Origin of the sequence: Streptomyces sp. NPDC001502 (assembly GCF_042894785.1) — a bacterium.
Lineage (GTDB): Bacteria > Actinomycetota > Actinomycetes > Streptomycetales > Streptomycetaceae > Streptomyces > Streptomyces kutzneri.
This window is the reverse complement of sequence record NZ_JBIAVW010000019.1, coordinates 1-26,221: the sequence shown is the minus strand read 5'-3', so window position 1 is coordinate 26,221 and position 26,221 is coordinate 1. Positions and strand designations below refer to the sequence as shown.

Here is a 26,221-nt window from a genome sequence, read left to right as displayed (position 1 = left end):
CGCCAAGATCCCCGACAGCGTCAGGCACTCAGCAGGCCAAGATCAAGTTCTGGCGGGTTTCTGGCGTATCTGGGTCACACCCCTTGACCCCCGCGAGTTCGTGAAAACTGAAGGTGCTTCAGCGGGAACCCGAGGGTCTGGTGCCCTGACGTTGGGGGGTGGACCCGCGGGTTCGTGGTGAAGTCGCGGGGTCACTTTCCAGGGGCTGTTCCAGGAGAGCGCGGGCGGAGTTCGCGTAGCGGATCGCGGTCTTCTCGTCCAGGCCGAAGACCTCGGCGAGGTGGAGGGCGTCGGGACCGTGGGTGAGAGCTTCTTCGAGCTGTCGGTCGACGCGGAGCTGTTCCAGGGTGGCGGCCTGGCCACGAAGCGGTGCGGTGAGGGAGACCTGGCTGACCGGGCCGGCGCCAGGGCGGTGATCTTGTTGATCAGCAGGTGCGGGTTGGCGGTGTCGGGCCAGCGGTGGCGCCGGAACTCCAGCCACTCGCGGGCGACGCGCAGTGTGAGGTCGTCCAGCCGTCGGGAACGGCCGTCGATGGTGAGCTTCCGGTTGCCGAGGTCGAGGTCGTCGAGCTGGAGGCGGCGGATGGCGCCGGACCGTGCCGCGTGCACTGCGGCGAGGGCGAGGACCAGGCGGTCCGCCGGCTTGGTGACCGAGGCGACCGAGTTGTCGATGTGCTCGGGATCCAGGGACTGGATGATGCCGCTCTCGCGCTGGCCGACGCGGATGCGGCCGGTCGGGTTCTTGAAGATGGTGCCGTTCTTCTTGGCCCGGCCGAACAAGGACCGCAGCACGATGAGGGTGTGCTGACGCTGACTGCCGTGCAGGGCGTCGAGCTGGGCGAGGACATCGTCTCGGGTCACCTCGCGCAAGTGGTCGTAGCGGCTGGACCAGTCGATCAGCACAGGCCGGATGCGGTTGAGGTAGTTCCAGACCGTGGCCTCGTCGCGGGGTTGGGATCGAGGGCCACCGTCGTGCAGGAGCCGGATCCAGTGTTCGACGTCGCGGCGGATGCCGGGGGCGATGCCGTCGAGCTTGCGCTGGAGCCAGTGCTCGAAGGACGGTGTCCGGTCGTCGAGGAAGACGCCGATGTGGTCGAGGACCTCGATGGTCAGCTCCATGTTCAGCCGACGTGGCCGCAGGGCTGGATAGAGCTCGGAATGGCGCACGGCATCGCCCCCGATGTGCCGGGACATCAGGATGATCAGAGCTCGGTCGACGCTGAAGCGGACCTTGCGGGGCCAGCCGCGGGCCTCGCCGAGGCGGTGGGCGGTGTGCCTCGCCCAGGCGAGCCACGGGTTGTCCGGGCCTGTGTGCTGGTCGGGGTCGACGCGGGTGAAGTCGCGGCAGACTTCGAACAGAGCGGGCTGGAGCCAGCCGCCGGGTGGTGACGCGGGAACGGGTCGAGCTTGCGGGGGCGTCCCCGCCGCTCGTACTTCGACGGCCGGGGCCGCGGGACCCGCTCCCACAACGGAGCCATGTGCGCGAAGAACAGCTGGTGATGCCGCAGTTCCGGCAGTAACGACTCCGCCCTGGCCCCGGTGGCCGCGGCATCCCTACGTGCCCGGCACCAGCACAGCCGGCAGTACCCCTTCCGCAGAGGGCCGTATCCAGAACAGCCGACGCACCGGCCGTCCGAACCGGGACGGGCGAAGGAGGAGCACCCTCCGCAGCGCCGCATGAACAGCAGTCCCCAGCTCAGGCAGTGCGGACAGCTCTTCGGCTCCAGCATGGAGTCACCGCCCTCGCACCAAGCGCATCGTCACTGCGGCGGCAACGACCGGCCGTCCCGCCGCCGCGGGACCACCGCCGGGGCGGGGGCGCCGACAGCGGCAGCCTGCTGGCCGGCCTCCTCGCCAGGGCGGGCGACCTTGTCCGGCTCGGGGATCAACAGGTCGCCGATCTCGCAGCCGAGGACGACGCAGATGACATCCAGGTCCTCCAGCTTGAGGGAGACCGGCTGGCCGGACCACAGCCCGGACATCTTCCCCGCCGAGATCACCAACCCGTGCTCAGCCAGGTCCCGTTGGAGCTCGGACACCTTCCAGATACCCTTGTTCGCGGCGGTCAGCCGCAGGTTCCACCTCATCGGATCAGCCCTTCCAGCCGCTTCGCGGCCCGCTCGGTCCCGGCGGCCCAGGCATCCTCGACCCGGGTCTGCTGGACGTGGACGTACCGCATCGTTGTGGCGATCCAGGAATGTCCCAAAACCTCCTGAATTGCCAGCAGGTCCAGCCTGTTCTCATAGAGCTGGGACGCGCAAAAATGCGGCAGGACATGCGGCGTCAGCCGCTCGCCCCAGCCCGGCAGATGCGCCTTGGCCGCGTTCCTGAGCCCGCCCCGCAGGGCATCGTCGCCCACTCGGTGGGCTGTTCCGTCTGTGTTCCTGCGCTCGGAGGGGAACAGCGGGGCGCCGGGCCGGGCGTGGTCGTCGTCGAACTGGCCCCAGACATCCTCGATGAACCACCGCAGCGTGCGGTCGGCGCCGTTGATCAGCGGCACCATCCGCTCGCGCGGCCCGGAGCCGCGGGCGCCCTTGCCGTGGCGGACGTGGATCTTGCCGAAGCGGCCCAGGTTCCACTTGATGTCGTCAAGGTCGAGCTTGCAGGCCCCGCTGACCCGCAGTCCGACCTGGGACATCAGCTTCGCCGCGGTGTAGTTCCGGGCCGTCGGGGCGAACTTGCGGCAGGTCGCCAGCTCGCTGCCCCAACCGGTGAACAGGACCCCGACCTCCGGCTCACTCGGCGGGATCCGTAGAGCTGCGTCCTTGGCTCCGCGCGGCCGGTTCATCTCGTCGATCGGGCACTCGGCCACACGGCCGGTCATCCGGTGGAGCTCGACCTTGTGCCGCAGCTCCAGGAACATGAAGTACGTGGTCAGCGCCTGGGACCGGGCCAGCCGGGTGCCGCTGGGTGAGCTCCTCAGCACCATCCCGAAGTACGCGTCGGCGTCGGCGGGCTCCATGTCCCACAAGGGCCGGCCGAACCAGGTCCGGATCTGCTCCAGGTGCCCGACGTCGCCGCGGATAGTGCCGTCCGCCAGCCCTGCCGAGGCCCGCGCGAGGACGAACCCGGACAGCACGTCGGTCTCGAACCGCTCCAGCTCCTCCGCCGACGCGGGCGCCCAGTGCTCACGCAGGTCCCGTACGACTGCCAGCGCCGCCAACCCGAGCCTCCTCACCTTCAGCCCGACTGCGGATCGGCCGGACGAGGTGAGAATGCTTCAAGAATCCCGAAGTTACGTCACAGGGCCGCAGGCCACTCGAAGGAGGAAGAACCCACTGGCCACGGGGGCGGGAGCTCAGCAGGGCTCAGGGGAACTCACGCGCCGCCTCTTCAGACGGACGGGGGTGTGCCCTCACGCGCGCTTGGTCGCCGTCTCGCCTCGGCGGGCCTGCAGGTCAAGCTGGCAGGCACTGCAGAGGGGGCTCCCCCATGTCTGTACCTTCTGCACGACTGGCGGCCTTCTGCACCCGGCTGGGCTGCCTTGGCGCGCGCCGCTGACATCGCCTCGGCAAGATTGCCTTATGGCTTCGACCGGGACACCCCGTGCGGGGGTGCGCAGCAACCAGCTGAAGCGGATCGCACAACGTAAGGGGCAGCCATTTCGGTGCCGAGTGCGGGCTCCGTTGGGGTCGCGACAGCGGGGACAACGTCATCGGGCAGCCGAACGGTCGCAGGGCCCCTCTGGCGCACCTGGCACCAGTGTCGCCCCGAGCGACCGTACGAGCTTGTGGACGCGGCTGGAGCGATCCGTCACTCTCCTCGCAACCTTGAGTGCGATCGCTGTTGCCGCCTTCACCTGGAAATCGATCACGCAGGTATCCAGTGAACAGGACATTGCCCGAGAAGGGCAGATCACCGATCGTTATAACGCCGCCGTGGGAAACCTCGGCAACAAGGGCTCTGAAGATGTGCGTCTCGGTGGAATCTATGCGCTCCAACGGATCATGCAGGACTCGCCGCGTGACCAGCCTACTGTAATCAACGTGCTTACTTCCTTCATTCGAGGCCACAGCAATGAACCGAAGCCGAAGGGCGGCGAGGCTCTTGTGTCGAACGACGTCTTCGCAGCGGTCAAAGTTCTCATCTCCAGAAACAGCCGCAACGACGGCATCGGGAGCCCGGCTTTTCAGGGCGACGCGTACTTTGACCGCTACCTGCGGAATCTGCGGCGGATCGTGGACCTGCAGGGCGCTGACTTGCACGACCTCCCGCTGGATCGCGCACAGCTGAGCAGCGCCAATCTGAGCAGCGCCAATCTGAGTGGCGCAGTCCTGGCAGCTGCGGACCTGCACGACGCTGACCTGAACAACGCTGACCTCAGGGACGCAAATCTGCAAGAGGCATCCCTGAGAAATGCAGACCTGTCATACGCGGACCTGAGCGACGCATTGCTTGACTCCGCAGACTTCACCTGCGCGGATCTCCACAGCGCGCACCTCAAAAACCGGGGGACAGCGGGGAGTATCACCTTGGATCAAGTCTTGTCTGCCCTGAACATCGACGGTGCAACGCTTCCCGAACATCTAGCAAAGGATCCTAAGGTGCAGGAAATGGGTTGGGGAAACAACCCCTCGTGCAAGCAATTATGACTACTGCCCGAGTGGCCGGGTGGAAAGCCGCAGTCTGCTGGGCAGCCTGCGCGGCAACCCATTCACCAGAAACGTGCAGTCAACACGTCACCGTGCACAGGAGCCGGTCTGACTCGACGGCCAGGTGACGGGCTCGGGGCGGGGCGGGAGTGCTCATGGGCGGGTCCGCGGGCGGGGGGAGGGGAAAGCTCTGGCGGCGAGTCGGCGGCCGCGGCCGGATTCGCCAGCCTGGCTGGTCGAGCGGGGGATTGGGGTGGGGCGGCTGCCGGTCCGCGTCCATGCGGGGCAGTGCTGGGACACGGGAAAGCGCTGCGCCCCGATCGATGAGCAGCAGGCGCGCCGGGCGCTGGCACGACTGCCAGCGCCGCCAATCCGAGCCTCCTCGCCTTCGGCCCGACTGTGGATTGGTCGGACGAGATGAGAACGCTTCAGGATCCTGAAGTTACGTCACAAGGTCGCAGAGCACACGAAGGAGGAAGAACCCCCTGGCCACGGAGGTAGCGACTCGGCGGGGCTCAGGAGAACTCACGGGATGTCGCACACAAGATCCCTCAGCCGAGACCTGGCTCACCCGTCCACAACCTCCTGGGACAGAACATCTAGGGTCGGTGGACGGGCGGGGGCTCGTTGGGGTCGCGGGGTACGGGTGCGTCGCCCGGGCCGAACTTGTACTTCCGCATGGTGTACGGCTTCCCGTCGGCGTCGTACCAGCCCGGGAAGACGCCCTTGTGCATGAGGGTGTAGTCCTCCGAGCCGGCCAGGATGCTCGTGGTGTAGTCGTACATCTCCTCGATGCTCTTGCGTGATCTCTCATCCGGTTTGTCGGCCATGACGCCTCCAGCGTCCGTGGGCTGCCGCTGTGGCTGCCCGGCGCGGACAGACTGCGCCCGGTTCGTACAGCGCGCACGCCGGGCTCGCCGGAACGCGTGATACCGCGGTGCCCGCTGTACCCGGCGAAGGGGGCCGCTGCGCTGCGGCTGCCCGGGACGGCGGTTCGGGCTTCCTCGTCCGCCCGAACCTCCACGGCCCGTCTCCTGTCGTTCTACCGTGTCCGGTAGAACCCCGCCGAGGAGGAGCCGATGAGCGCCCGGCCCGACCACACCCCCGCCGCCCCGTACGCGCCCGCGCCCGGCGCTGCGGCCGAACTCCTCGCCCGGCTCCGGGCCGACCGCCGTGCCGAGCAGTGGGTGCCGGCGTTCGAGCGGGACTGGGCCAAGGCCCTGGAGGACGCCCGCCACGCCTTCAGCCTCACCCCTCTGCACGAGGTGGTGCGCACCTGGCAGCTGCGCGTCGCCGCGGCCCCGGACGTCGACGCCTTCATGGACTCCGGCCAGGACGACGCCGACTTCGTGGACCTGGACGACGTGCTCGGCGGCCGCCCGTGACGGAAGAACAGCCGTGGGACCTGCACGCAGGCGGGCTCGTTCCACGGCAGGGACTCCAGGTCCTTGAGCACGCCGCGGCGCCGGTTCCACCGCTCAAACTCGATGTGCCAGCCGCCTACGAACCAGGGGATCTGCACGAAGCAGCCGTGCCAGGTGCGAGCCTCGTCCGGCCGCGTCAGCGGCTCCATCACCTCGTCCTCGTATCGCGCCAACACGATGACCTGCGCCATTCTGCTCATGCCCACATGTCACACCGTGCCGGGTGCCGAGGGCAATCGGTTTGGGGCCCGGAGCCGTCGGGGCTCCTTCCGCACGCGGAGTCCGTCGCCAGGGCTTGTCTGGTCGGTCACGTTCGGAGCCAGATGGTCAGGGCCGCGGCGGTCGTGGTGCCGAGGTAGACGCAACGGCGTTTGTCGTAGCGGGTGGCGACGGCTCGGTGCTGCTTGAGCCGGTTGATGGCCCGTTCGACGGTGTTGCGCTTCTTGTACCGGTCCTCGTCGAAGCCGGGTGGTCGTCCGCCGCGTGAGCCTTTGCGCACGCGGGCGGCCTGGCTGTTGGTCTTCTCCGGGATCGTGTGCCGGATGCCCCGGCGCCGCGCCCGCTCCGGTCCCCGGTACCGCGGCACCGGGGAGGGACGCGCTCGCCGAGCGCATGGGTGCGGCCGACGCTTCCTGGGCCGCGCCTGCCCGCGGAGTCCCCGCTCCGGCGCCCGCTCCGGCTGCTGCGCCCGCGCCCGCCGTTCCCGCTGCTGCGCCGCGGGTGCGGGACGCCGCCGATCTGTGGGCTGCGCCCGCGAGTACGGACGCGAAGCACTCCTGGGGACCTTTGACCGAAGGTCTGGACGTCCCCCGCTACCTCGGCCTCGGTGACCGGGCCCGCGCTCTGGAGCAGCTGAAGGTGCACCCGGCCGCGCACTCGCAGATGGTGTCGCTGGTCATGGACATCCTTGATGGTTTGCGGGGGCGTGTCAGTTGAACATCGTCATCTGAGTGTCAGGGGCGCAGGCTCAGCGACCTGGTGGTTGCCACTGACAGTGACTGCTCACCTGTTGCTGAGATGGGTGACGAAAGGCCACGTCATTCTCATGCTGACCGCCAGGAACCTCGGGCGGGTGATGCCAGACCCCGGCATCCTGACCGCGCTGCGCGTTCCGGGCGCCGGGAAAGGGCGTCCCGTCCCGGCCGGCCAGCGGAGGCTCACCAGCGCAGCACATCGGTGCCGTCGGCAGGGGGAGGGCGATCCCGTGCCGAACGGCAGCGCTGTTCGGTTACGACGGCTTGACGTCGTAAGTGAGGCGGGTGACCTTCCCGTTGCCGGCCTCGTCGCGCTGGGCGCCCATGGCCATGCCGGTGAGCCAGTCACCATCGCTGGTCTGCACCTTGAAGGTGAACTTGTAGTCCTGACGGGTCCCGTCCGGCTGCTGCTCGGCGCGGACCACCGTGAGGGTGGAGGCGATGGTCCGGTTGTCCCGGGTGAGGGACTTGAAGAACGCGTCCTTCTCCGCCGGCGTGAGTTTGCCCGGGTAAGTCACGACCGTGCCCTCGTAGTCGCGCTTGTCCCAGCCCGGCTCGCTCGCGCTGCGCGGCGTGTAGATGAAGGTCTGGGTCCAGTAGGTCGCGTCGTCCGACATCCAGGTCCGGTAGGTGCCGTCCTGCGGGGTGCGCAGGGCCTCCAGGAGGTTGACGACCTGCAGGCGCCAGGGCGCGTTCGCGTACGGTGCGGCCGACGGGGACGGCGAGGCGGAGGCGGTGTCCTGGGAGCCGGGCTTGGCCTGGTCGCCGTCCTTCGTGCAGCCGGTGAGTGTCAGGGAGGCCGCCAACAAGACGATCGCCGCAACCTGTGATCGCGTAGCCATCAGCACGCTGTCTCCATCCTCGCTGTGCAGCATTGTGTCTCTACAGAATGATCATTTGCGATCCTACGCACGCTTGTACGCTTCGGCGGTGCGTCTCAACTGCCGGGGACGGGCCGGAGGATGACCGGTTCACCGGACTCTCGGGTGGAGAGCCTGGCCTCTCCCGTAAGCAGTGCACGGTCCTTGGTTCAGACGGTGAACTTCGGAGTCGTGGCCGGCGGAGTGGCAGCGGTCCTACGCTGCGCTGCGTGAGCTCGTACGCGACGAGGAAGGCCCGGCGGAGGTCCTGCCCGGGGTCACCGTCCTCGGGATGGAGGTCGGGAAGTGGCTGGTCCGGCAGCGGAGACGAAGGTGTCGGTTCCGATTGGTCGTTGAGGTCAGGCGGCATTCCGTCGACCGGGGTTCGCGTTCTGTGTTGCTGACTGCCTGTCCCGGCTCCGTCGCGCAATGCCGGCGAAGAGTCGCGCCAGGCCACGCCGCAGAGCGGGCTGGATGAGCTCCATGGCCGCGCCGAGGGCCAGGCAACCGCCGGCAAGCATTCCCCAGAAGGCCAGGTCTGCGAGGCCCTCCGTTTCAGCATCCCCGTAGTACCGGGTCCCCCCGAGAAACCCGCAGACAACGATTGCGGCGCCTAGGAGCAGGAGCCACCACCAACCTCGGCGACTTCGCTGCTTGAGCTGCCTGTCTACCATCCTGATCAGCCCCCTCGTTCGATGATCCACTCATAGTTCCGTGGGACACTACCTGGCCGCCCATGCCCCGCAGAGCGGCCACATCACCCTCCGCCCCGGCCCGGGCACGACCAGCGACACCACCCTCGCCTCCGACCTGATCCAGGCCCTGGGCAAACCGGCCCGCCTCCCGGCCGCATCCCGCACCGCCGCCCGCCGCCGAGTGGGCGACCGCCCTGGCCGTCACCCGCCGGACCGTCCTGCGCCCCCATCTCCTCCACGGCGGCAGGCCGTTCAGGCCATGACGGGGGGCGGCCGGTTGGTGCCCGTTGCTGTGTGCGCAGGCCGGGCGGCGGGCATTGCGGCCGTGGTCTTCGGGCTGGGGTGGTGGTTGGCCGGGTTGGTGGTGGGGGTCTCTGGTGTGTGGTGTCTGATGTGCGGTACACCTCTGGCACTTTCGACATGTGGTCGCCGTCTCGTCGGGGTTTTCCTGTCGGGCGGGACACGGGGGACAGGCCGGTCCGAGTGCCTGGGGGTGCGGCCGCGTCGATCGGATCGTCCTCGCCAGCCTCCCTGGCCGGGAGTACCGGCCGCCTTCCGGCCCCGGGTCTCCCCGATGGCGGCTCGCTCCCCCTCCACTACCCTTGCCGCCGTCCCCGCCCACAGGCAACAGACCGCCCCTGTCAGGGGCGCGGCCCCCGGCCGGTGAGCAGCCCGTACGATGCCCGGGGGACGAGGCACTGACGGAGTTCGGTCACGGGAGGGGGACGGACATGCGGGCTTTCTCCGTGGAGGGCCGGGAGTACGTCGCCCTCACCGTGCTCGGGAGCGACGACTTCGACGCTCTGGAAGTGGTGGAGATGACTGCGGCCGGGCGTGGCGCCCTTTTGTTGGAGTTCCGGATGGACGAGGAGACGGCCACGCTGGTCCACCTCGGCGCGGAGGTAGGCATTCCGTTGCTCAGGGCCTCCCTGGAGATCTTCCGCACGGACTTCCTGGAGCCGAGGCGCGCAGCGGGGCTGCCGCTGCCGCCCTGGTAGCCGAGTCCGGCCTGCGCCTGGCGTTCCGGTTGCCGGAGGGAGGGTGTGGTCGCGGTGTGATGACGGCCAGGCCACGCTGATGCAGGGGCGGACTGGCCAGCCATACTCCGGTAGCGCTAGCGCGAGGAGCACCAACCCCTCTTAGCTTGACGTTTATCCACTGATGTCGAACTGGGCTCGAACTTGTTCGGAGATTCCCCAGTTCACCGGACGTGTGAGAGGACGGGCCCCGATCCTGTGCTCAGGGTTGATGCAGTACGGAGGCCGGGATCGTGGGACTGGTCGAGCACAGCGTCCAACGAGACGCGTTGACGAAGGTGTCGGAGTTCCGGACCGACCTGTATGCGTGCCTGACGTCGCGAGCGGACGCCTTGTTCGACCTGTGTGACTCGCTGCTGTGCACCGACGGACCGGTTCGCACCCTTGTGGACCTGGCGCTCGCGCCGGAACACCGACGCGGGCACGGCGCCCTGTACTCCGGGATCAACCGGGGCCGGATCGACGTCGCTCGGCTCCGTCGCGCACTGGCGGGTGTGCCGTTGCCCCGGGCGAGCGACGGCCGCCTGGTGCTGGCAGTGGATGTCTCCCCGTGGCTGAGGCCGGACGCCGACACCTGCTCGGACCGCTCCTTCTGTCACACCTTCGGCCGGGGCCTGGGCAAGCACCAGATGGTCCCCGGCTGGCCCTACTCGATCGTTGCCGCCCTGGAGACCGGCCGCACCTCGTGGACTGCACTGCTGGACGCGATCCGGCTGGAGCCCGGCGCCGACTTGGCCGCGGTCACCGCCGACCAAGTCCGCGACGTCGTCGAACGCCTCATGGAAGCCGGCCAATGGCAGGCCGAGGCCCCGACCATCTTGGTCGTCCTCGACGCCGGCTACGACGCGCCCCGCATCGCCCACCTCCTGAGTGATCTGCCGGTCGAAGTGCTGGGCCGGCTGCGCTCGGACCGGGTCATGCGCAAACCGGTCCCGGTGCCGTGGATTTGCCCGCCGCAGGGCGGCCGCCCGCCCAAACACGGCGGTGAGTTCGTCTTCGGCCGGCCCGAGACCTGGGGCGAGGTCACCGCGGTGACCGTCACCAACACCGACCGGTACGGGACGGCGACCGCGCAGGCGTGGGACCGGCTCCATCCCCGCTTGACCCGCCGGGCCGCCTGGCTCGACCACGAGGGCCCACTACCAATCATCGAGGGCACCGTGATCCGGCTGACGGTTGAGAAGCTGCCCAGCGGCGGGGTGAACAAGCCCGTCTGGCTGTGGTGGTCAGGCACCGGCGCCGCCACGGGTGACGTCAACCGGTGCTGGCAGGCTTTCCTCCGCCGCTTCGACGTGGAGCACACCTTCCGACTCCTCAAGCAGACACTCGGCTGGACCCGACCGAAGCTGCGGGACTCCCAGGCCGCCGACCGCTGGACCTGGCTCGTGCTCGCCGCACACGCCCAACTCCGCCTCGCCCGCCCGCTTGCGCGGGATCTGCGCCGGCCATGGGAACGGCCGGCCGAACCGAACAGACTCACCCCCGCACGGGTTCGCCGAGGGTTCAGGAACCTGCACGCGAAGACGGGCACGCCAGCCCGTGCACCAAAACCCACCCGCCCCGGCCCCGGCCGCCCGCTCGGCTCGAAGAACCGGCAACCCGCCACCCGCTACGACGTCGGACGGGTCCTCGCCACCGGCGAGTCCTACACCCGACCCGCACACCACAAGAAGGGGACGAAGCCCCGCCGGACGGTCGATGATGGCCGTGATCACGGCACGGAATAGGCTGCTCGGGTTGCGGTCGTAGCTGGATCTACAGGGGGGCTACTCATTCATGGAGCACAGCTCTGAGCGGGAGAACGGCGAAGGCTCGGCTTCTCGGTACACCCGGGACATGCAGGAAGAACGCCAGTCTGTGCGTGAGGCACTGCGCTCAGATCTGCCCGCCGCCCACATGGGCATGGGCGTGACCGTCATCGCCTTGATCGTGGTGGCCAACTTCTCCGGCCCTCGATGGACCTTGATCATTGCTGGCGCCTTCACGGCCTGGTTCCTTCTTGCACTGGCGGTGATCCACATCGGCAGCGGCCGTGGCTGGGACGCCGTCCGCCGGGCCTACATCGCCACCTTCGGCTGGGGCAACTGGATCTGAACGTCCTTCGCCGCGATCCCCTCCGCCGGAGCCAGACGATAAACGTCAAGCTTAGTGCCTGTTTGCAATCGGATCGGAAGCGGCGGGAGTGTGTCAGCGAGGTCGGGTAGCTTCGTTGGCACCGAAAGGCAAGGGAGATGACATGCGGATTGCTGGTGCCGAGGTCTTCTCTTGCACTGTGTGCAGCGCCCGGTTGTCCGCGCCGGTGCGCGAGGTGAACCCGCCGGCGGAGGACGAGGCCTGGACGCCGCTCGACTCTCCCGTGGATCCCTGCCCACCCAGGATGGCGGCCGGCACCTTCGCTCGCGACCCGCAGCCGGGACGGATCACCTGGGGCGCACTGCCCAAGGGCTTCGGGATGTCCCGGGCGGGGCACGGGCCAGGAGTGGACCTACTGTTGAGTCCAGGCGACCTGGTCGGTGCCACGAAGATTCTGAGCCGCTGGGGCGGCTGCTGCGGGCCAGCCGGGCATCAGGGGCCGAATCTGGCCTGCGCGGGATGTGGGGCGGAGGTCGGGCTGTGGATCGGTGACTGCTACACCTGGCTGGAGGTCGTCCTCAATGGGCGCCTGGTCAGCCGTTCCTTGTCGACTTAAGCGGCTCTTTGTGAGGCCGCCAGGACAAGTGCCGTGATGGTGCGGTGCGGCGCTGACGTTGGGTAGGCGGAGTCCGAAGCTTGAGGTGCTTGGTCAGAGCATGGGTGGAAACCGCTCGGGGGCCTTGCGGGACTTGGTGATGCGGCGGGTCATCAGGGTGATGGCTGCCCAGGTGATGAGGGTTTCGGAGTGCTGAACGAGTCGTTCGTAGTCGCGTGCGTGTCTGCGGGCCCGCATCATCCGGGACCAAGTCCGTTCCACGACCCAGCGGCGGGGCAGGACGATGAAGCCGGAGGAGTCCCTGGGCCGGCTGACGGTCTTGATCGTCAGGTTCAGGTACTTCTTTGCCCAGGTCACAAGCTTGCCCGCGTAGGCCGAGTCCGCCCAGACGATCGTGATCTCGGGGTGCATGAGGCGGAGGCGGAAAGAGGACTTCCTTGGCGGCATGGCTGTCGTGAAGATCGGCGGGGGTGACCATGACGAGCCAGGGGAGGCCGCGGGTGTCGACCACGAGGTGGCGTTTGCGGCCGTTGATTTTCTTGCCGGCGTCGTAGCCGCGCGAGTCACGGCCGACGGTCTCGGCTGCCTTCACGGACTGGGAGTCGATGACGGTGGCGACCGCGCGGGGGCCTTTGCCCATCTCGCGGCGGATCCGCTGGGAGAGGGCATCGCGGATCTGCCCGACTGTTCCGGTGGCTGCCCAGCGGGCCCTGAACCCCCAGACGGTCCGCCAGGGCGGGTAGTCCGCGGGCAAGGCCCGCCATTTGCAGCCGGTGTCGACCACATAGCGGATTGCGTCGACGATTTCTCGGCGGTGGTGCTTCTCAGGTCGGCCGCCGGTGGTTGTCTCGCAGGCCGGGACGGGGAGAAGGGGTTCGAGCAGGGCCCATTCGGCGTCGGTGGTGTCGGATGGGTAGCGGTGTCGGCGCATGGTGGTGGGCCTTCAAGCCGGTGCTGCCCGGGGCCCGGCCGAGGGCCGGGCCCCGGGCAGCGAGAGCGTCAGTAGCTGTTGACGAGGTCGAGGGTGGATTCGATCGAGTTGAGCTGAGCGGTGATGTGGCGGACCCACTTGTCGCCCGGGTGGGCGGCGGCGTGGGGTGCGACGGTGCCGGTGATGAACCGGCGGAACTCGGTGAGTTTCTCCTTGATCACCTTTCGTTCGTAAGCCTCCAGGGTGGCTCGTTCAGCCAGCTGGTAGCCGTCGGTCCGCGTCCAGATCAGCGGGGGCCATCCCTGGTCCGCGATGACATCTCTGAGGGCGGCCAGTCCGGACCTCACCTGGTTGGGGGTGAGGTCGCTGGCGCGGGTGAGCTGATGGAAGAGGAGTCCGGCCGGGCGTGCTTCGAAGAGCACGAAGCGGACCGTGTCGGCGTGCCGCAGAGCGGCGTCGCCCCGGCGCCGTGAGGCGCGGGGCATGGCTACTGGCCTCGGAGCAGGGCGGCGAGCTCGTCGTCCAAGTCGACCTTGCCGGTGTCGACGGCGTTCTCGATCCAGTCGAGGGTGGCCCTGACCTTGGCGATGTTCTGGTGGACGATGGCCTGTTCGTCCTCGGTCAGCTGCCGGTCCCGCAGGCCCGGGACCGCGCGGCCGGCCGCGGCGACGAAAGAGTGGCAGGCGGTGACCAGGTCGAGGAACTCGACCGTGCGGTTGATCTGCTTGACCGCCGGCGCAACGGGGCTGGTCCGCTCGAAGTTCTCGCGGGCCTGGCGGCCGCGTTCGACTGGGCGTGGTTGACCTGGTGGCAGGCGATGTCGTCGCTCATGGCCTTGAAGGCGACGTCCGGGCGCCGCAGCAGGCCGGTGGTCACGGTCGCGGCGACGGTCTCGTCGCGGGTGAACTCCTCGACCACCCTGACCCGGTCCTCGACGGCGACGTGTGCCGAGATTGTGGGCCGGCGCAGCAGGTCGGTGGTGACCACTGCGGCGACCTCTTCGTCCTGGGCCAGGGCGTGGATCGCGCTGATCTTCTCCTGCTTGGATACCGGGTTCTCGACCTGCCGGCCGAGCACGCGGCTGGCATCGTCGGCGGTCCACCGGGTCTTGCCCTCCGGTGGCTGTTTCACGGCAGCGAATCGTTCGTTCTCGTCCTCGACGCTGGCCGGGATACGGTAGACGGTGAAGGAGACGCCGGCCTTGCGATGCTCCTTCGGTCAGCGGGACGAGACCCAGCGGGCGTTGTTGATGGTGCTGTATTTGAGGCCGATGTCCTCGGCGAGCCGTGTCAGCGACTCCTTGACGGTCCATCCGGCCTCGGGCAGGGAGCCTTCGCGGGGGCGGGAGGGTTCGATCTCCAGGGCGCGGTCACCAATCGTGAACTGGCCTCGGGATTGCTGGTCGACGACTTCGCGGAGCTCGGCCACGATCTGTTCGTATCGTGACGGGCTGACGCTTCCGATCTTCTCGTTGTCCTCGGGCATGGTGTGTCACCATCCAGCACGGGCCATGGCACGGCCATCTTCCTGCCGTGACGGAACGCTGTCTGCCCAGCACACCCTGACAGCCCCGTGGACGTTGTGCGCGATGACGACAGACCTGGCCAAAGCGAGAATGGCCGGAGGCCTGCACGGACGTGCCGGGGGTGGGGGATCTTGTAGTAGGCCAGGGTCCGAGGCAACCGCTGCGGCAGGGCGACGAACCCCTCAGTGACCCACTCCGGCCAACCTGCGGAGGGTCGGTGGCGTAGACCCCGGCGAGGTACCCGTGTCGGGAGCGCCGATCCCTTCGCAAGGCTGACCGCCGGCTGCCGGGCCGCCCGGGCGGGCCGCCGATATCCTGGGACCGAGATCGGGGGCTTTCCTCATCCGGAAGGCAGCACAATGCGGCGTCGATACCTCGTGCTCCTCGCAGCCCCCCTCCTCGCCTCCTCGGTGGCCCTCGCCCCCGCCCACGTGGCGCAGGCCGGAACCGCCGGGACGAGCGGGGTCAAGCAGGCGGTGAAGGTCACCAAAGTCGAAGTGGTCACCCTGCTGAAGCCGGGGGAGACCGTCGAGTGCAACGGCACCCCCGTGGCCATGGCCTTCGACGGAAAGATCACGGCGACCGGGCCGGGCACGGTCCGCTACCACTGGACCGTGAACGCAAGCCGCGCCCGGGTCTCCCCGGGATCCTTCGCCTTCGGCGCGGGCACCTCTACCAAAGTCGCCCTTCAGGTCGTGGACATGCCGGCACCCAGGAACGCCAAGGCGGTGACCGGGTACGTCACGCTCCACCTGCCGGACCAAAAGAAGAGCGTCCGCAGCGAGCAGGTGACGTTCCCCTGCAAGAAGTGAGCCCTGCTTCTTCTTGCGCTTCAGCAACAGCTTCACTGACCGAGGTGGTGCGGTTGCCCCAGTCGGAGCAGCTGGCCTGACTACGACACCGGACCGGCCGCGCGATCTCGTCCTGCTACCGGTCCGCATGCCTCGTGCGCGGCACCGCCATGCTGCCGGCCGGCTATTGCGAGGTTGCCGGATGGGTTGCGCAGTACAACACCCGGGCGCACGGGATGCGGGCCTGCGGCTCCCGGTGGTGCCGACGGTGAGCAAGGAGCGGCGTCGGAGTGCACCAGCCGCCTGTCGGCGCAGATGAACCTGCCCAGGGTTCCGTCCGGGGTCGGGAGCACAATCGTTGCCATGTGGAGGAGAAAGAAGCAGGACAAGCCCGATCGCACCCCGGCCGAGCGGTTCACCGCGCCGCTGATGAAGAACATGCCAGAAGCCGGGGACTTCAGCTATGAGGCCATCCAGAAGCTGGGAAACCCCGTGCCGATGCTCGTGACGAACGACGGGGACGAGTTGCTGGAGCTGTGGCTGGAGCCGTTCGGGCAGGACTACTGGCTGAGGCCCGGCGACGCATTCATCGTCACGTCGTACGGGCACTGGGACGACCACCCCTTCGAGACGATCCACGAGTCGAACCGCATCACCGTCTGGGCCACTTCGTGGTTCGCTACGGTCTCCGACGCCGATGGCAACGAGATCCCAGGCGGGCACGAGCGGCTGGAGGGCATGTACGAGTAGGCCTGGTGGACGGACGGGAAGGCGGAGAAGGCGTTGTCCTGCGGCCCGGTTCCCGCCGCCGCTGCTGCGCCCACGCCAGCGTGAGCTCCACTTCCGGTGCTATGCCAGGTGCTTCTTCGGTCGGGGTTGGGCGTCGAGGAGTGCCCACCAGGTGTGGCCGTCGTGGTCGGTGTGGGTGCCGCAGGCGTCGACGGTGCGCAGTACCGCGACCTCCGCCGGAACGGGTCCCACATCGTTCTGTTCGCCGGTCTGGTGGTTGAGGACCATGACGAGGATCTTGTCGTCCTGGTCGGCGAGGTGGACGCTGACGCGTTTCCCGCCGGCCGCCACGGCCGTGTGGACGAGGCCGTGGACCGTCTTGAGGAAGTCGTGCTCGTCGAGCAGCGGGTAGTCCCACTCGGCAACAGCGAGCGCGGCTTGCCCGGCAGCCTTCTTGGCCGCCCACTGGTCAGCGCGGAAGGCCAGCACCCTTGCCCGTCGGCTGGTGACGACCAGCCGGGGCGGCACCCCGGTGAGCGATTTCGGCTTCGTCACGGGCTGCGGCCGCGGCGGCTCCACCGGCTCATTCTGCGGAGGCGGCGACTTCGGAGGAAAACTCGGCGGAACCTTCGGACCCCTGGCTTCGACGACCTCGCTCATACCCCACCACGCTACGCCGCTCGACCCCCGCTGTGCACCGACTCGAACGCACAAGGACGGCGACGACACGGACTCCAGACGGAACAGGGTCCGTGGCGGCGGCGCCGTGAGGCCGGTCGACGCGCGGTGTCCTGGCAGGTGCCGGGCGGTCCGGGGAGCGGGCGGGAGACTTCCGGGCATGGATGTGGAGTCGGTGGCGGTGGAGTTGTACGGGCTGCGGCCGTCGGAGTTCACCAAGGTCCGGGACGCGTACGTGGCCAGGGCCCGCAAGGCCGGGGACCGGCAGCTCGCCGCGGCGATCGGAGCGTTGCGGAAGCCGACGGTCGCGGCGTGGACAGCCGGTCTCCTGGCGCGCCGCCGACCGAAGGAGGCGCACAGCCTCATCCAGCTCGGCGAGGCGCTCCGTGCCGCGCACCGGACGCTGGACGCAGGACAGTTGCGGAAGCTGTCGCATGATCAGCATGTGATGATCGGCGACCTTGCGCGTACGGCGCGTGCTCTGGCCGCCGAGGCCGGTCAGGTGGTGAGTGAGCCGGTGCTGCACGAGGTCGAGCAGATCCTCCACGCGGTCCTCTCCGACCCTGACGTTGCCGAGCGGTGGGTGGAGGGCCGGCTGGTGAAGGCCCCAGACACGGTGCTGGGCTTCTCTGGCCTGGAACCGGAGCCGGGCGCCGCACCGCCACGGTGGAAGCAGCCCGGCCCGGCCGGATCCCGGTCGGAGAAGGTGCCACCAGCAGAGCCGGAACCGGCGCCGGACGCGGACGCCGCTGCGGGACGGGCGCGGCACGGGCGGGTGGAGGCGGCCCGCACGGCGTTGGCCGAGGCCCAAGGGGAGGCGGAGCGTCTGGAGGAGGAGCACGCCGCCGCGCAGGAGCGGGCAGACCGGGCTGGTGCGGCGGTAGCGGAAGCCGAGGAAGACGTACGGGCCGCGACGGAGAGGCTGGAGGCTGCGCGTGCGGCGCGTGCGGCGCGTGCGGACGCGGCGACCGCGCTGCGGGATGTGGGGCGGGCGGCCGCGAAGGCGCGGCGGCGGGCGGAGGCGGTGGCCCGGAAGGCCGATAGGCTCACCAGTTCATCGCCGGGACGCCATGAGCGTGATAGGGCGAAGTGGCGGCAAGGGTAGACGTCCACATATGCCCTGGGCTGATCACAAGTAGATGTGATCCCGCGTCACCTTGGTGCAGTACGCATCCGCGACGAGAGCTGATCTCCCGCACCCGGGCCGCGTGGCGTGTGCGGTCCGGGGCGCTGGCAGTCCCGGCGTGGTACGGAGCCGGGAGAGCTGGAACCACCACTGCACTGTGCTTGAGGTGGCTGGTAGTCGGAGGTGGACGCTCCGGTGGCGAATTTGCCGGATCGGAGGTATGCCTGAATAGGGGGAACCATCACGGCGTAACTCGGGGCGCTATCCCGCTCGGAGGTAGCCATGCCTGATCGTTTGCTCTTCTATAATTCCAACGACGGCTCGGGTGGGCTCGGAACTCTGTCTTCGGACTCATTCAGTATGGACAGTTTCAATGATACGGGCTTCTTCCCGACCGGATGGGGTCTGTGGGCGCTGTCTGGCTCCGCTCCGAAGTTCCTCCTCTACGACCCCGCGACACGCGCAGCAGAGCAGGGGCGCGCCAAGACCGAGATATTTCCCGGCGGAATTTCGACCCTTGCCCTGGGCGTAGAGAAGTCATTCCCTCCCGGCAGTTTCAGCAGCTGGACGCATATCGTTGCTCGCCAAGCTCTGTCCCTCGTGGGGTCCACGGTGGGATGCACTCTCTTCTACGACAAGATTTCCGGTGCCGGAGCGCTCTGCTTCGACCCGCCGAGAAAGACATTCCCAGATGATTCCAGCGACTCCTTCAGTACCGGATGGACGCATATCGTCTACGGGCGTGCCACGGGGCAGGAATTCTTCTACAACTCTGATACTGGTGCCGGAGCTGTAAGTTTCGATCCGCCGGACAAGGTCTGGCCTGCAGGCACTTTCGCCAAAGGTTGGACGCACGTGGCAGTGGGCCCCGGTGTCGGAGGAAAAGACACCCTTCTGTTCTACAACCGGAGCAATAGATCGGGTGCCATCGCCGCACTCGGGTTCGGTGCCGACTTCAAAACTCTCCGCACGTGGGGCCCTGGCGAATTCTCATCCTGGTCGCACGTGGTGGGCTCTCAGAAGAGCTGGCTCTTCTACGACAGAGCTTCAGGGCGAGCAGAGATCGCCATTTGGCAGGACCCCAATCTTGCAAGCAAGCCCGACACGCTCGACGCAGGCTGGACTCACATTGTCCAGGCCGGCCGCGGCACTGGCTGAGGATCTGTCACAGGGCAGCCCCGGATGAGGCCGGGGTCGACAACGACAACGACGCGGTCACGTGCGTCGGCGGGAGGCGGTCTCCTGGTCGGCTTACGTCAGTGGCCGCTGCTGGCCGCCCGCATGCGCAAGATCGGTGAGAGCGAGGGCACACACGTTGTGGCCCGGCACCTGAACCGCCTGACAGTCGACACCTCCTGGAAGCAGGCCACGGGCACGGCCCTGGTGGGCCGCCTCGTGGACGCGACCCTGAACGCCCTGACCACGCCGCCCTCCGCGTCGCACGCGTCCGCGTCCCGACTGTGGTCTCCCCGATGGCGGCCCGCTCCCACTCCACCCCCACCCCCACCGCGTCCCCCGGCGGGCCGGCCCCGGCCGAAGCCGCCGTCCCCGCCCACCGACAGCAGACCGCGCCCACCAAGGGAGCCGGGCGCGGGCGCTGACAGGGCGTCCGGCCCCGGACGGGAGCGGCTGTTCCAGAATTCTGGAACAGCCGCCCGGCCCCGCTACCCGGCCCAGTCCACGCCCAGCTCGCCGAGGGCGGCGCGCTGCGCCTGGCCGAGCTTGTCGCGGCGCTGCTTCTGGTTGGCCAGCCACACTCCGACGCGGTGGATGTCCCCGTCCGGCATCTCCTGCACACCGGCCCGCCCCGGCAGGGCGCCCTCCCGCGCCTTGTACTGCTGGAGGGCTTCCAGGCCTTTCTGGAACGCTGTACCGCCCGCGCGCGCCCCGACAGCCGTGGCGGTCTTCGCCGCCGCCGTGCGGTCCCGTGGGGCATGGGTCACGCCGAGCGTGGCGAGCCGGTCCTGTTGCTCGGTGTTCAGCCGGTCCCAGTTGCGTCGTTGGGTGGTGAGCCAGCGTCCGATGTCTTCGCCGTGCCGGGTCACCCCCGGCACGATCGCGGTCAGCCGCGCACCCTCGGCGAGGACCTGGGCGAGGTAGGCGTAGTGCCGCTGCCAGTCCACCGTCCACCCCAGCGTCCCCGGGTTCCAGTCGGGGTCGATCGCGGCGATCGCGGCGGCCCGCCGCTCCGCGCGCACAGCGTCCTTCCCGAGTCCGCCGGGCCGGCGGACGTTGGTCAGCCACTGCCCGATCGCGATGTCGAGGATGGTCGCGCCCCGTGGGGCCGCGATGGTCCCGTGGAGCTCGTAGTAGGCGCGGGCGGCGGCGAGGTTTTGTTCGAAGCCGGCGTCGGCGGTGTCCCAGACGATTCCGAGGCCTTCGAGCTCGGCGGCGCGTTCGCCGGTCATGGTCCCGGCCCGGTAGGTGCGCCGCTGGTCGGACAGCCACCGCCCCAGCGGGAACGCCCCTGCGGCCTCGACATGGTCGTAGGGGACGTCGAGGTGCCCCTCGCGCTGCCGGTAGCGCAGTGCGGCTTCGGCGCCGCGGCGCCAGTCCTGGCGTTCGGTGTTGATGACCTGGTAGGTGATCCACTTCGCGATGAGCGCCGGGTCCCGCGGCGTCGCGAAGCGGAGCAGGAGCCGGGACTCCTCCTCGCCCTCCTCCGGTGCCTTCCCGACCGGCAGAGACGGGTTAACGACCCTTTTCTGGTTCTCCTGTGGAATAGCTAGCATTTCCACGGCATTTTCGTCGTGTGCCCGAAGCCCTTCCAGTACCCGAATGAGAGGGCGGTACGAGTTCGAGGAGAGCATGTCCTCGGGCTTTTCGTCCGCACCCAGAAAAACGGGGACGATCAAGGTGGCGGTCTTGCCCTGGCCGGGGTGTTGCCGCAGGGCGCGGCCGATTGCCTGGACGATGTCGACGGCCGAGCCTTTGGGGTCGACGAGGGCGACTGAGTCCACGCTTCTGATGTCGACGCCCTCACCGAGAACCCGACAGTTGCTGAGTACGGCGCGGCCGGCCCGGCGCCCGAAGTCGGCGAGCACCGACTGCCGGTGGGCTCCCTCGTGCTCCCCGCACAGCCATCCCGACCACACCCGCTCGGGATGCCGGACCGGATCCACCTGGTGAAGCCGGGCGGCGACGCGGTGCAGGCCGGCGGCGAAGGCCTCGGCCTCGATCGTGCGGTGGTGGAACGTGATGGTGGTCTGCAGCCCGTGCGCGGCCATGGTCTCCAGGAGGGCGGTCTGCATCGCGGCGAGCCGCTCACCGCGGAGCTGCTCCTCGTACCGCCCTCCACCCACCAGCCGGTCCGGGGTGACGACGGGGTCGGTGAGCTCGGCGACGACGATCTGGTACTTCGCCAGGAGCCCGCGGGAGATGGCGTCTGCGAGCGACAGCTCGTAGACGACAGGCCCGAACACCTTCTCGTCGTCCATCGAGCACGCCAGCTCCTTCGGCAGCCGGTCCCAGCGCGGCCTGCCGACGTAGACCCGCCCCTCGGCCTCCGCCTCCTCACGCTCCTCCTCTGCGAGCCGGCGCGCCTCCTCCATCTCCGCCTCCTGGGCCCGCGTGCGCGGCGGGCGTTCCATCCAGATCCGTGGTGTGGCGGTCATGTACAGCCGACGCATCGCCGGAATCACCTCCTGGCGGTGGACATCCGCCCACGCCTTCCCAGTCGACCCCGAGGTGCGGTGCGCCTCGTCGACGACGACAAGGTCGAAGATGTCCATCGGCAGCCCGTAGGCGCCTTCGTGGGCCTCGGCGATGACCGGCAGCGACGCGTAGGTGGCGTACACGGTGACCGGGCCGTACCCGTGCCACAGCCCCAACTGCGGCGCTGACGTCGTCGTCCGGACACCGAGCTGCCACAGTTGCGGGTCGTCTTCCAGGGAGCAGACCGCGACCGCGGGCCCGGTGTGCCCGGCGAGCCGCCATTCCCGCACCGTCTGCGTCAGGAGATCCAGGGTCGGCAGGAGCACCAGGACCCGCCCGTGCCGGGCGAGCCGGAGCGCGGCCGCGGCCGCCATGAAGGTCTTCCCGGTCCCGCACGCCGCCACCACCGTGGCGCGCAGACCGGCCTCTGGAATTCGCTTCCCCGGCGGAATGTCCAGCCCACGGATAATCGCCTCGACCGCCTCCTCCTGGTGAGGCCGCAGCACGAGATCCCCGGTCTTCTGCATTCGGAACTCCACGGAAATCAAGCGGCGGAAAACCAGCCGGAGGGGTGGCAATATTCTCGGGATGCTACACACCGCATCATCAGAGTGATGCACACTGACAACCGTACCGCGCCCGACACCCACCATGAAGGCACCCCAGGAAGGACCGCATCACGTGCGCACGCCCAGTCCTGACCCGGACACGAGCGACCTCTACCACCCCTGCGGTCTCACCGTGGACGATGGCAGTGCCGAACCCGCCGATGGAGGACTGACATGGAACGCAGCGCACAGGATCAGGCAGGCCTCCTGCACATGGTGGAGCAGGCGGCGAAGATCCGCATGGTCTGGGAAGAGGTGGCCACAACCCACTGCTGCCGCCCGTCCGAAGAGGTGAAGGCCGCGTACACAGCAGCCTCGGGACGGTGGGACGTGCCACTCGACGAACGGACCGTCACCCTGTCAAGCATATGGATCGGCGAAACTGCCTACTGGGAGTAGCCAGGAAGCCCCCCTCCTCCTTGCTGCGGCCGCGCCAGCGGCCCCAGGTCCTGAAGGCGTAGTCCGGTGTCATCGAAGTCAGCCGGTTGCGGCGCTTTGACCTGCAGCCGTCCCAGCGTCGAGCACCAGCCTGAGAATCGTCACCCTGAGCCGAGTGCTGGGGGGTCACAGACTGTGGGCGACGGGATGCAGCGGTTCGTACAGCGGGAGTTCGGCACCGCTGGGGAGCCGGATCGCAGTCAGTTTGCCCCAGCGCTGCTCGCTGACCGGACGGGTGATCTCGACACCCTGCGCACGGAACTCGCCGAGCTGGGCATCAAGGTCGCCGCACATCAGGAAGAACTCGTGCTGCGGCGGGCCGTCGGTCGGGTGCACGGCCACCTCGGCCGGGGGCAGCTTGAAGATGAGCCAGCCCCCGCCCGCGTCGACGCCGGGAAAACCGAGGACGTCGCGGAGAAAGACGCGGTCCGCCTCGGCGTCCTGGCTGTAGAGGATGACATGTGCACCGCTGATCATGGCTGGCTCCTGTCCCGTCGACGTGCTAACGGTCGTGCTCCCCGGCATCCTGGCACGCTCAGGCTCAAGAAGACCTTCGACTCCATCGGATGCACGACCGCCCGCACCCGACAGGCCCCCCGGCCCTCACTGCTGCCAGCTGGCCCGCGGCAGCGGGCCCAGTCCTGAAGGCGGAGCCTTAAGGACTTGAAGGGGTGGGAGTGTCAGCGGACACCCCTTCGATGTCCGCGCTTACGCGGACATCTGGTGGCGCTGGGCGTCCGCTTACGGACGTCGATTCCCGCGCTCGCGCGGAATCTGGCGAAGCGTTAGGGAAGCCTGCCCGGAGCGCAGTGGAGGGCGTCTCTCCTGAGCGCGCCGGCGTCTGGGGTCCTGGCAGGCTGATTGACCCGAGTCCTCTCACGTTGATGCCTGGCATGATCTCGTCATGTCTATCACCGTCACGTTCTTCGTTGCTCCGGATGATGTGACGGCAGCCGGGATGGGTCCCCGGTATCGGGATCACGGCCTCCCGGCTGTCGTGGTCGAGGGATTCTTCCCGGATGAGGCTGTACTGGAGTGGGAGGCCCTGTTCACCGGTAGGCCCATTGACCGGATTGCCGAGGGGGAGCCGCGGAGGGTGGTTCCCATGGCGAACGATGGTTTCGAGGTGTTCGAGGTGGGCCCGCCGCTGCGCACCCTGTTGGCCGGGGCTGGCGCGCTGCGACTGGGGGAGATCGCCGACCGGTGGGCGGCTTTGGAGTCACGCGCGGACGACGAGGTCTCGAACATGGAGGCTGCGGGCATTCTTGAGGCAGTTGGGGCGCTCGCCCGGGAGGCGGTCAGGGCTGGACGCGGCTTGTACTGCTGGTACTTTGCCCCCTGAACTCAGATGGTGGGATCCCTGGTGGGGGAAGTCCGGCCCAAGGGCGTTGCACCCCTCTCATCACTGCCAGCCGGCCTGCGAGCGCGGGCAGCCCAGGAGAGTGAGTGGAGATCTCAACCGGGCCGGCGGGGCTGTCGGTGGGTCAGATGGCGTAGTACTGCTCGGACACAGTGTCCGCGATCAGCGCTCTGGACATCACGATGTACGCCTCTCCGTAGGGGGTCTGTGTCTTGATGAGTGCGAATTGGTCGAGGTCGTATGTGCAGAAGCGCCGAAGGAGAGCATTGAGCTGCTCCACCTCCTCATCTGTCAGGCGTCCATCCGCGGTTTCCCTCTGATCGTTATTCATGGGGGCACGATACGTTCCCAGCCGGGGTGGGCCTGCTCAGCCCCTAAGCGGTGGTGGTGACGTTGGGCGGGGAGCGTGACATCGTCATCTAGCTTGTTTGTAGGTGACTTGGGGAGGGTCAATGGGCAGTCTGCCCGTGGTACTGGGTTTCGCGGTGGTGTGGTTACTGATCGCGCTGGTTCCGATGCGGAGTCCTGCCGCCCGTAGGGCGTGGGGGAGGGGTGTCCTGGGTGTCTCTGTTCTGATCGTGCTGGTCGCGGCTCTTTTCGGTGCTTCGGCGGATGTGGGTATCGGCTATGAGGGGCCATCGCCTGTGTTGCTGGCGACGCTCGGGGCAGCGATCGTTGTGGCGCCTGGTGCTATCGCCGCGCTGGTGCGCAGCGGCAGAAACAGTTAGGCCCTCAGTCCAGGGAGCGGATACCACTCCGGGAGTCCTCGCTGAGGGAAGCACCAACATCCCCCTGTGTAGGACAGCACCCGGGGCGTGCACTCGACAGCCGCCCTGGGCACTCTCGGCTACTGCCACAGTTGCCCCGGGCCGGCTGACAGCAAGGCGGGACGGGTTCGGGGGCACGTGAGTCTCGAACAGCTGGTGCAGAAACTCCGGTCCGTTGACCCTGCGGGCGGACGCGGACGGGGAGCAACTCTTTGAAGGCGTGCGGCGGGGCGGACCGGATTCGAACCGGGGTGATTCCTCACAGCCAGGGGGTGCGACGGCCTCTGCCTCCTCCGTCGGCTGCCCCCTCCGCGGGCAGCCGACGGAGGTGGCAGAGGAGGTGGCGCTGGAAGGATCTGGGGGCCCAGCGGACTGCGGGCGTGAACTCCGGGAAGGGCTGGAGTCCTACGCGCGGCGGAGTGTGTGCTGGTGCTTGTCTTTTCAGTAGTCGGTGGATGAGTAGCTGACGTGTGCGGTTCCGTCGGATTTGAAGTGAATGTCCATTCCGATGCTGTAGGCACCTTTTGTGGTTGGGGCCATGGGGTCTCGTTGCACTAGCACGCAGAGGTCGGCTTCGCAGAGCGTGCGTGCAGTTCGCGAGGGCTTGCGGTCGGAGAAGTATCGAGTTACCCAGGCGTCCACGTCAGCGCGTGGCATCTGCCAGGTTCCCCTGTGGGAGCGGTCCGTCGCGCTGTAGCTTTCGCACTTCGCGTTGGTGGCGCGTTCGGGGAGTTCGGCCATCGCGAACTCTATGGCTTCCTTGCACGGGACCGCCGTGGATGTGTCTGCCAGGTGATACGCGCCGAATGCTGAGCAGTGCCGGTCTCCGGCTCTTGGGAACGTGGCCTGCTGGCGTACTCAATGAAAGCCCCCTGTGATCGGTACGCGCCACAGCATATATCGAACGTGTTCAATTTATAGCCCAGTCCTTCAGCCGGCACCTCCCGAGTCCTGCTCAGCCAACCCGGACATGACGACACCGAACACCCCTCCCGGGGCAGCGAAGAGCCCCGGGACCTGCACCCGACAACCGACCCCAGGCGCTCTCGGCTGCTGGCCGGCCCGCGGTAGCGGGCCTGGTCCTGGAGGCGGAGCCGGAAGGACCTGAAGGGGTGGGAGCGTCAGCGGAGACCCCTTCGATGTCCGCGCTTGCGCGGACATCTGGTGGCGCATCAGCACCACCGGGCCGGCGCTTGCGCCGGCCTCTTCCCTGGACGTTCGCTTGCGGACGTCGATTCCCGCGCTCGCGCGGGAATCTGGCGAAGCGTCAGCGAAGCCCGCCCGGAGCGCAGCGGAGGGCGTCACTCCTGAGCGCGCCAGCGCTCAGGTACCCGCTCCGCGGG

The 26,221-nt window shown here is 68.4% G+C and carries 26 protein-coding genes and 3 pseudogenes; 15 read left to right on the top strand and 14 right to left on the bottom strand.

The window, feature by feature from the left end; translation table 11 throughout:
- Positions 1-42: 42 nt before the first annotated feature.
- From ACFY0D_RS28595 to ACFY0D_RS28585, 3 genes are all read right to left on the bottom strand, one after another.
- Positions 43-1,467: a hypothetical protein gene (locus ACFY0D_RS28595; RefSeq protein ID WP_390800903.1), complete on the bottom strand. Its 1,425-nt coding sequence runs from the start codon at positions 1,465-1,467 to the stop codon at positions 43-45.
- A gap of 293 nt (positions 1,468-1,760) precedes the next feature.
- Positions 1,761-2,087 carry a helix-turn-helix domain-containing protein gene (locus ACFY0D_RS28590; RefSeq protein ID WP_390800902.1) on the bottom strand — a complete coding sequence of 109 codons (327 nt, stop codon included), beginning with the start codon at positions 2,085-2,087 and terminating at the stop codon, positions 1,761-1,763.
- On the bottom strand, positions 2,084-3,163 hold the full coding sequence (locus ACFY0D_RS28585) for a tyrosine-type recombinase/integrase (protein WP_390800901.1): 1,080 nt from the start codon (positions 3,161-3,163) through the stop codon (positions 2,084-2,086). The genes ACFY0D_RS28590 and ACFY0D_RS28585 overlap by 4 nt, the downstream gene beginning before the upstream one ends.
- 607 nt (positions 3,164-3,770) lie before the next feature.
- Between ACFY0D_RS28585 and ACFY0D_RS28580 the strand changes: the two genes are divergently transcribed.
- Both ACFY0D_RS28580 and ACFY0D_RS28575 read left to right on the top strand, forming a co-directional pair.
- Positions 3,771-4,592, top strand: coding sequence for a pentapeptide repeat-containing protein (locus tag ACFY0D_RS28580; protein WP_390800900.1), 822 nt, complete (start codon positions 3,771-3,773; stop codon positions 4,590-4,592).
- Between the two features lie 124 nt (positions 4,593-4,716).
- A complete protein-coding gene (locus ACFY0D_RS28575) occupies positions 4,717-5,013 on the top strand; it encodes a DUF6233 domain-containing protein (RefSeq protein ID WP_390800899.1) in 297 nt (98 codons plus the stop codon).
- A gap of 178 nt (positions 5,014-5,191) precedes the next feature.
- On the opposite strand, the gene ACFY0D_RS28570 is transcribed toward ACFY0D_RS28575, so the two are convergent.
- Positions 5,192-5,422: a hypothetical protein gene (locus ACFY0D_RS28570; protein WP_390800898.1), complete on the bottom strand. Its 231-nt coding sequence runs from the start codon at positions 5,420-5,422 to the stop codon at positions 5,192-5,194.
- A 249-nt stretch (positions 5,423-5,671) separates the two neighbouring features.
- On the opposite strand from ACFY0D_RS28570, the gene ACFY0D_RS28565 reads away from it, so the two are divergent.
- Positions 5,672-5,977 (top strand): DUF6247 family protein, encoded by a 306-nt coding sequence (locus ACFY0D_RS28565; RefSeq protein WP_390800897.1) that lies wholly within the window; start codon positions 5,672-5,674, stop codon positions 5,975-5,977.
- A gap of 346 nt (positions 5,978-6,323) precedes the next feature.
- Here ACFY0D_RS28565 and ACFY0D_RS28560 read toward each other — a convergent pair whose 3' ends face one another.
- Positions 6,324-6,515 (bottom strand): hypothetical protein, encoded by a 192-nt coding sequence (locus ACFY0D_RS28560; protein WP_390800896.1) that lies wholly within the window; start codon positions 6,513-6,515, stop codon positions 6,324-6,326.
- Positions 6,516-6,802: 287 nt separating this feature from the next.
- Here ACFY0D_RS28560 and ACFY0D_RS28555 point away from each other — a divergent pair, with 287 nt between their 5' ends.
- Entirely contained in the window at positions 6,803-6,952 is a 150-nt protein-coding gene (locus ACFY0D_RS28555; protein ID WP_390800895.1) for a hypothetical protein, read from the top strand.
- 292 nt (positions 6,953-7,244) lie between these two features.
- Here the strand turns inward: ACFY0D_RS28555 and ACFY0D_RS28550 are convergent, their stop codons facing one another.
- Entirely contained in the window at positions 7,245-7,832 is a 588-nt protein-coding gene (locus ACFY0D_RS28550) for a hypothetical protein (RefSeq protein WP_390800894.1), read from the bottom strand.
- A 223-nt stretch (positions 7,833-8,055) separates the two neighbouring features.
- On the opposite strand from ACFY0D_RS28550, the pseudogene ACFY0D_RS28545 reads away from it, so the two are divergent.
- The 4 genes and pseudogenes from ACFY0D_RS28545 to ACFY0D_RS28530 form a co-directional block, all read left to right on the top strand.
- Positions 8,056-8,328, top strand: a pseudogene (locus tag ACFY0D_RS28545) (hypothetical protein); the annotation flags it as partial.
- A 948-nt stretch (positions 8,329-9,276) separates the two neighbouring features.
- Positions 9,277-9,543, top strand: coding sequence for a hypothetical protein (locus ACFY0D_RS28540; protein WP_390800893.1), 267 nt, complete (start codon positions 9,277-9,279; stop codon positions 9,541-9,543).
- Positions 9,544-9,815: 272 nt separating this feature from the next.
- Entirely contained in the window at positions 9,816-11,309 is a 1,494-nt protein-coding gene (locus tag ACFY0D_RS28535) for an NF041680 family putative transposase (protein WP_390800892.1), read from the top strand.
- Positions 11,310-11,418: 109 nt separating this feature from the next.
- Positions 11,419-11,676: a hypothetical protein gene (locus ACFY0D_RS28530; RefSeq protein ID WP_390800891.1), complete on the top strand. Its 258-nt coding sequence runs from the start codon at positions 11,419-11,421 to the stop codon at positions 11,674-11,676.
- Between the two features lie 724 nt (positions 11,677-12,400).
- On the opposite strand, the pseudogene ACFY0D_RS28525 reads toward ACFY0D_RS28530, so the two are convergent.
- From ACFY0D_RS28525 to ACFY0D_RS28510, 4 genes and pseudogenes are all read right to left on the bottom strand, one after another.
- Positions 12,401-13,202 (bottom strand): annotated as a pseudogene (locus tag ACFY0D_RS28525) (IS5 family transposase); the annotation flags it as partial.
- Between the two features lie 68 nt (positions 13,203-13,270).
- Positions 13,271-13,687 carry a RacP protein gene (locus ACFY0D_RS28520; protein ID WP_390800890.1) on the bottom strand — a complete coding sequence of 139 codons (417 nt, stop codon included), beginning with the start codon at positions 13,685-13,687 and terminating at the stop codon, positions 13,271-13,273.
- A 2-nt stretch (positions 13,688-13,689) separates the two neighbouring features.
- Positions 13,690-14,375: pseudogene (locus tag ACFY0D_RS28515) on the bottom strand (DUF6192 family protein).
- A 45-nt stretch (positions 14,376-14,420) separates the two neighbouring features.
- Entirely contained in the window at positions 14,421-14,687 is a 267-nt protein-coding gene (locus ACFY0D_RS28510) for a hypothetical protein (RefSeq protein WP_390800889.1), read from the bottom strand.
- A 399-nt stretch (positions 14,688-15,086) separates the two neighbouring features.
- On the opposite strand from ACFY0D_RS28510, the gene ACFY0D_RS28505 reads away from it, so the two are divergent.
- Together ACFY0D_RS28505 and ACFY0D_RS28500 are read left to right on the top strand one after the other, a co-directional pair.
- Complete coding sequence (locus tag ACFY0D_RS28505) at positions 15,087-15,539, top strand: hypothetical protein (RefSeq protein WP_390800888.1); 453 nt, start codon at positions 15,087-15,089, stop codon at positions 15,537-15,539.
- Positions 15,540-15,881: 342 nt separating this feature from the next.
- On the top strand, positions 15,882-16,268 hold the full coding sequence (locus tag ACFY0D_RS28500; RefSeq protein WP_390800887.1) for a hypothetical protein: 387 nt from the start codon (positions 15,882-15,884) through the stop codon (positions 16,266-16,268).
- 99 nt (positions 16,269-16,367) lie between these two features.
- Here the strand turns inward: ACFY0D_RS28500 and ACFY0D_RS28495 are convergent, their stop codons facing one another.
- Positions 16,368-16,826: a hypothetical protein gene (locus tag ACFY0D_RS28495; RefSeq protein WP_390800886.1), complete on the bottom strand. Its 459-nt coding sequence runs from the start codon at positions 16,824-16,826 to the stop codon at positions 16,368-16,370.
- A 259-nt stretch (positions 16,827-17,085) separates the two neighbouring features.
- Here ACFY0D_RS28495 and ACFY0D_RS28490 point away from each other — a divergent pair, with 259 nt between their 5' ends.
- Together ACFY0D_RS28490 and ACFY0D_RS28485 are read left to right on the top strand one after the other, a co-directional pair.
- Positions 17,086-18,030, top strand: coding sequence for a hypothetical protein (locus ACFY0D_RS28490; protein WP_390800885.1), 945 nt, complete (start codon positions 17,086-17,088; stop codon positions 18,028-18,030).
- A gap of 303 nt (positions 18,031-18,333) precedes the next feature.
- A complete protein-coding gene (locus ACFY0D_RS28485; protein WP_390800884.1) occupies positions 18,334-19,209 on the top strand; it encodes a hypothetical protein in 876 nt (291 codons plus the stop codon).
- Between the two features lie 506 nt (positions 19,210-19,715).
- Here the strand turns inward: ACFY0D_RS28485 and ACFY0D_RS28480 are convergent.
- On the bottom strand, positions 19,716-22,232 hold the full coding sequence (locus ACFY0D_RS28480; protein WP_390800883.1) for a Helicase associated domain protein: 2,517 nt from the start codon (positions 22,230-22,232) through the stop codon (positions 19,716-19,718).
- A 255-nt stretch (positions 22,233-22,487) separates the two neighbouring features.
- Here ACFY0D_RS28480 and ACFY0D_RS28475 point away from each other — a divergent pair, with 255 nt between their 5' ends.
- Positions 22,488-22,712: a hypothetical protein gene (locus ACFY0D_RS28475; RefSeq protein WP_390800882.1), complete on the top strand. Its 225-nt coding sequence runs from the start codon at positions 22,488-22,490 to the stop codon at positions 22,710-22,712.
- A 165-nt stretch (positions 22,713-22,877) separates the two neighbouring features.
- Here the strand turns inward: ACFY0D_RS28475 and ACFY0D_RS28470 are convergent, their stop codons facing one another.
- Complete coding sequence (locus ACFY0D_RS28470) at positions 22,878-23,228, bottom strand: VOC family protein (protein WP_390800881.1); 351 nt, start codon at positions 23,226-23,228, stop codon at positions 22,878-22,880.
- Between the two features lie 427 nt (positions 23,229-23,655).
- Here ACFY0D_RS28470 and ACFY0D_RS28465 point away from each other — a divergent pair, with 427 nt between their 5' ends.
- A complete protein-coding gene (locus ACFY0D_RS28465; protein WP_390800880.1) occupies positions 23,656-24,093 on the top strand; it encodes a hypothetical protein in 438 nt (145 codons plus the stop codon).
- A 142-nt stretch (positions 24,094-24,235) separates the two neighbouring features.
- Here the strand turns inward: ACFY0D_RS28465 and ACFY0D_RS28460 are convergent, their stop codons facing one another.
- Positions 24,236-24,442 (bottom strand): hypothetical protein, encoded by a 207-nt coding sequence (locus ACFY0D_RS28460; protein ID WP_390800879.1) that lies wholly within the window; start codon positions 24,440-24,442, stop codon positions 24,236-24,238.
- Positions 24,443-24,563: 121 nt separating this feature from the next.
- Here ACFY0D_RS28460 and ACFY0D_RS28455 point away from each other — a divergent pair, with 121 nt between their 5' ends.
- Positions 24,564-24,839, top strand: a complete 276-nt coding sequence (locus ACFY0D_RS28455; protein WP_390800878.1) for a hypothetical protein — start codon at positions 24,564-24,566, stop codon at positions 24,837-24,839.
- Positions 24,840-26,221: the final 1,382 nt, after the last annotated feature.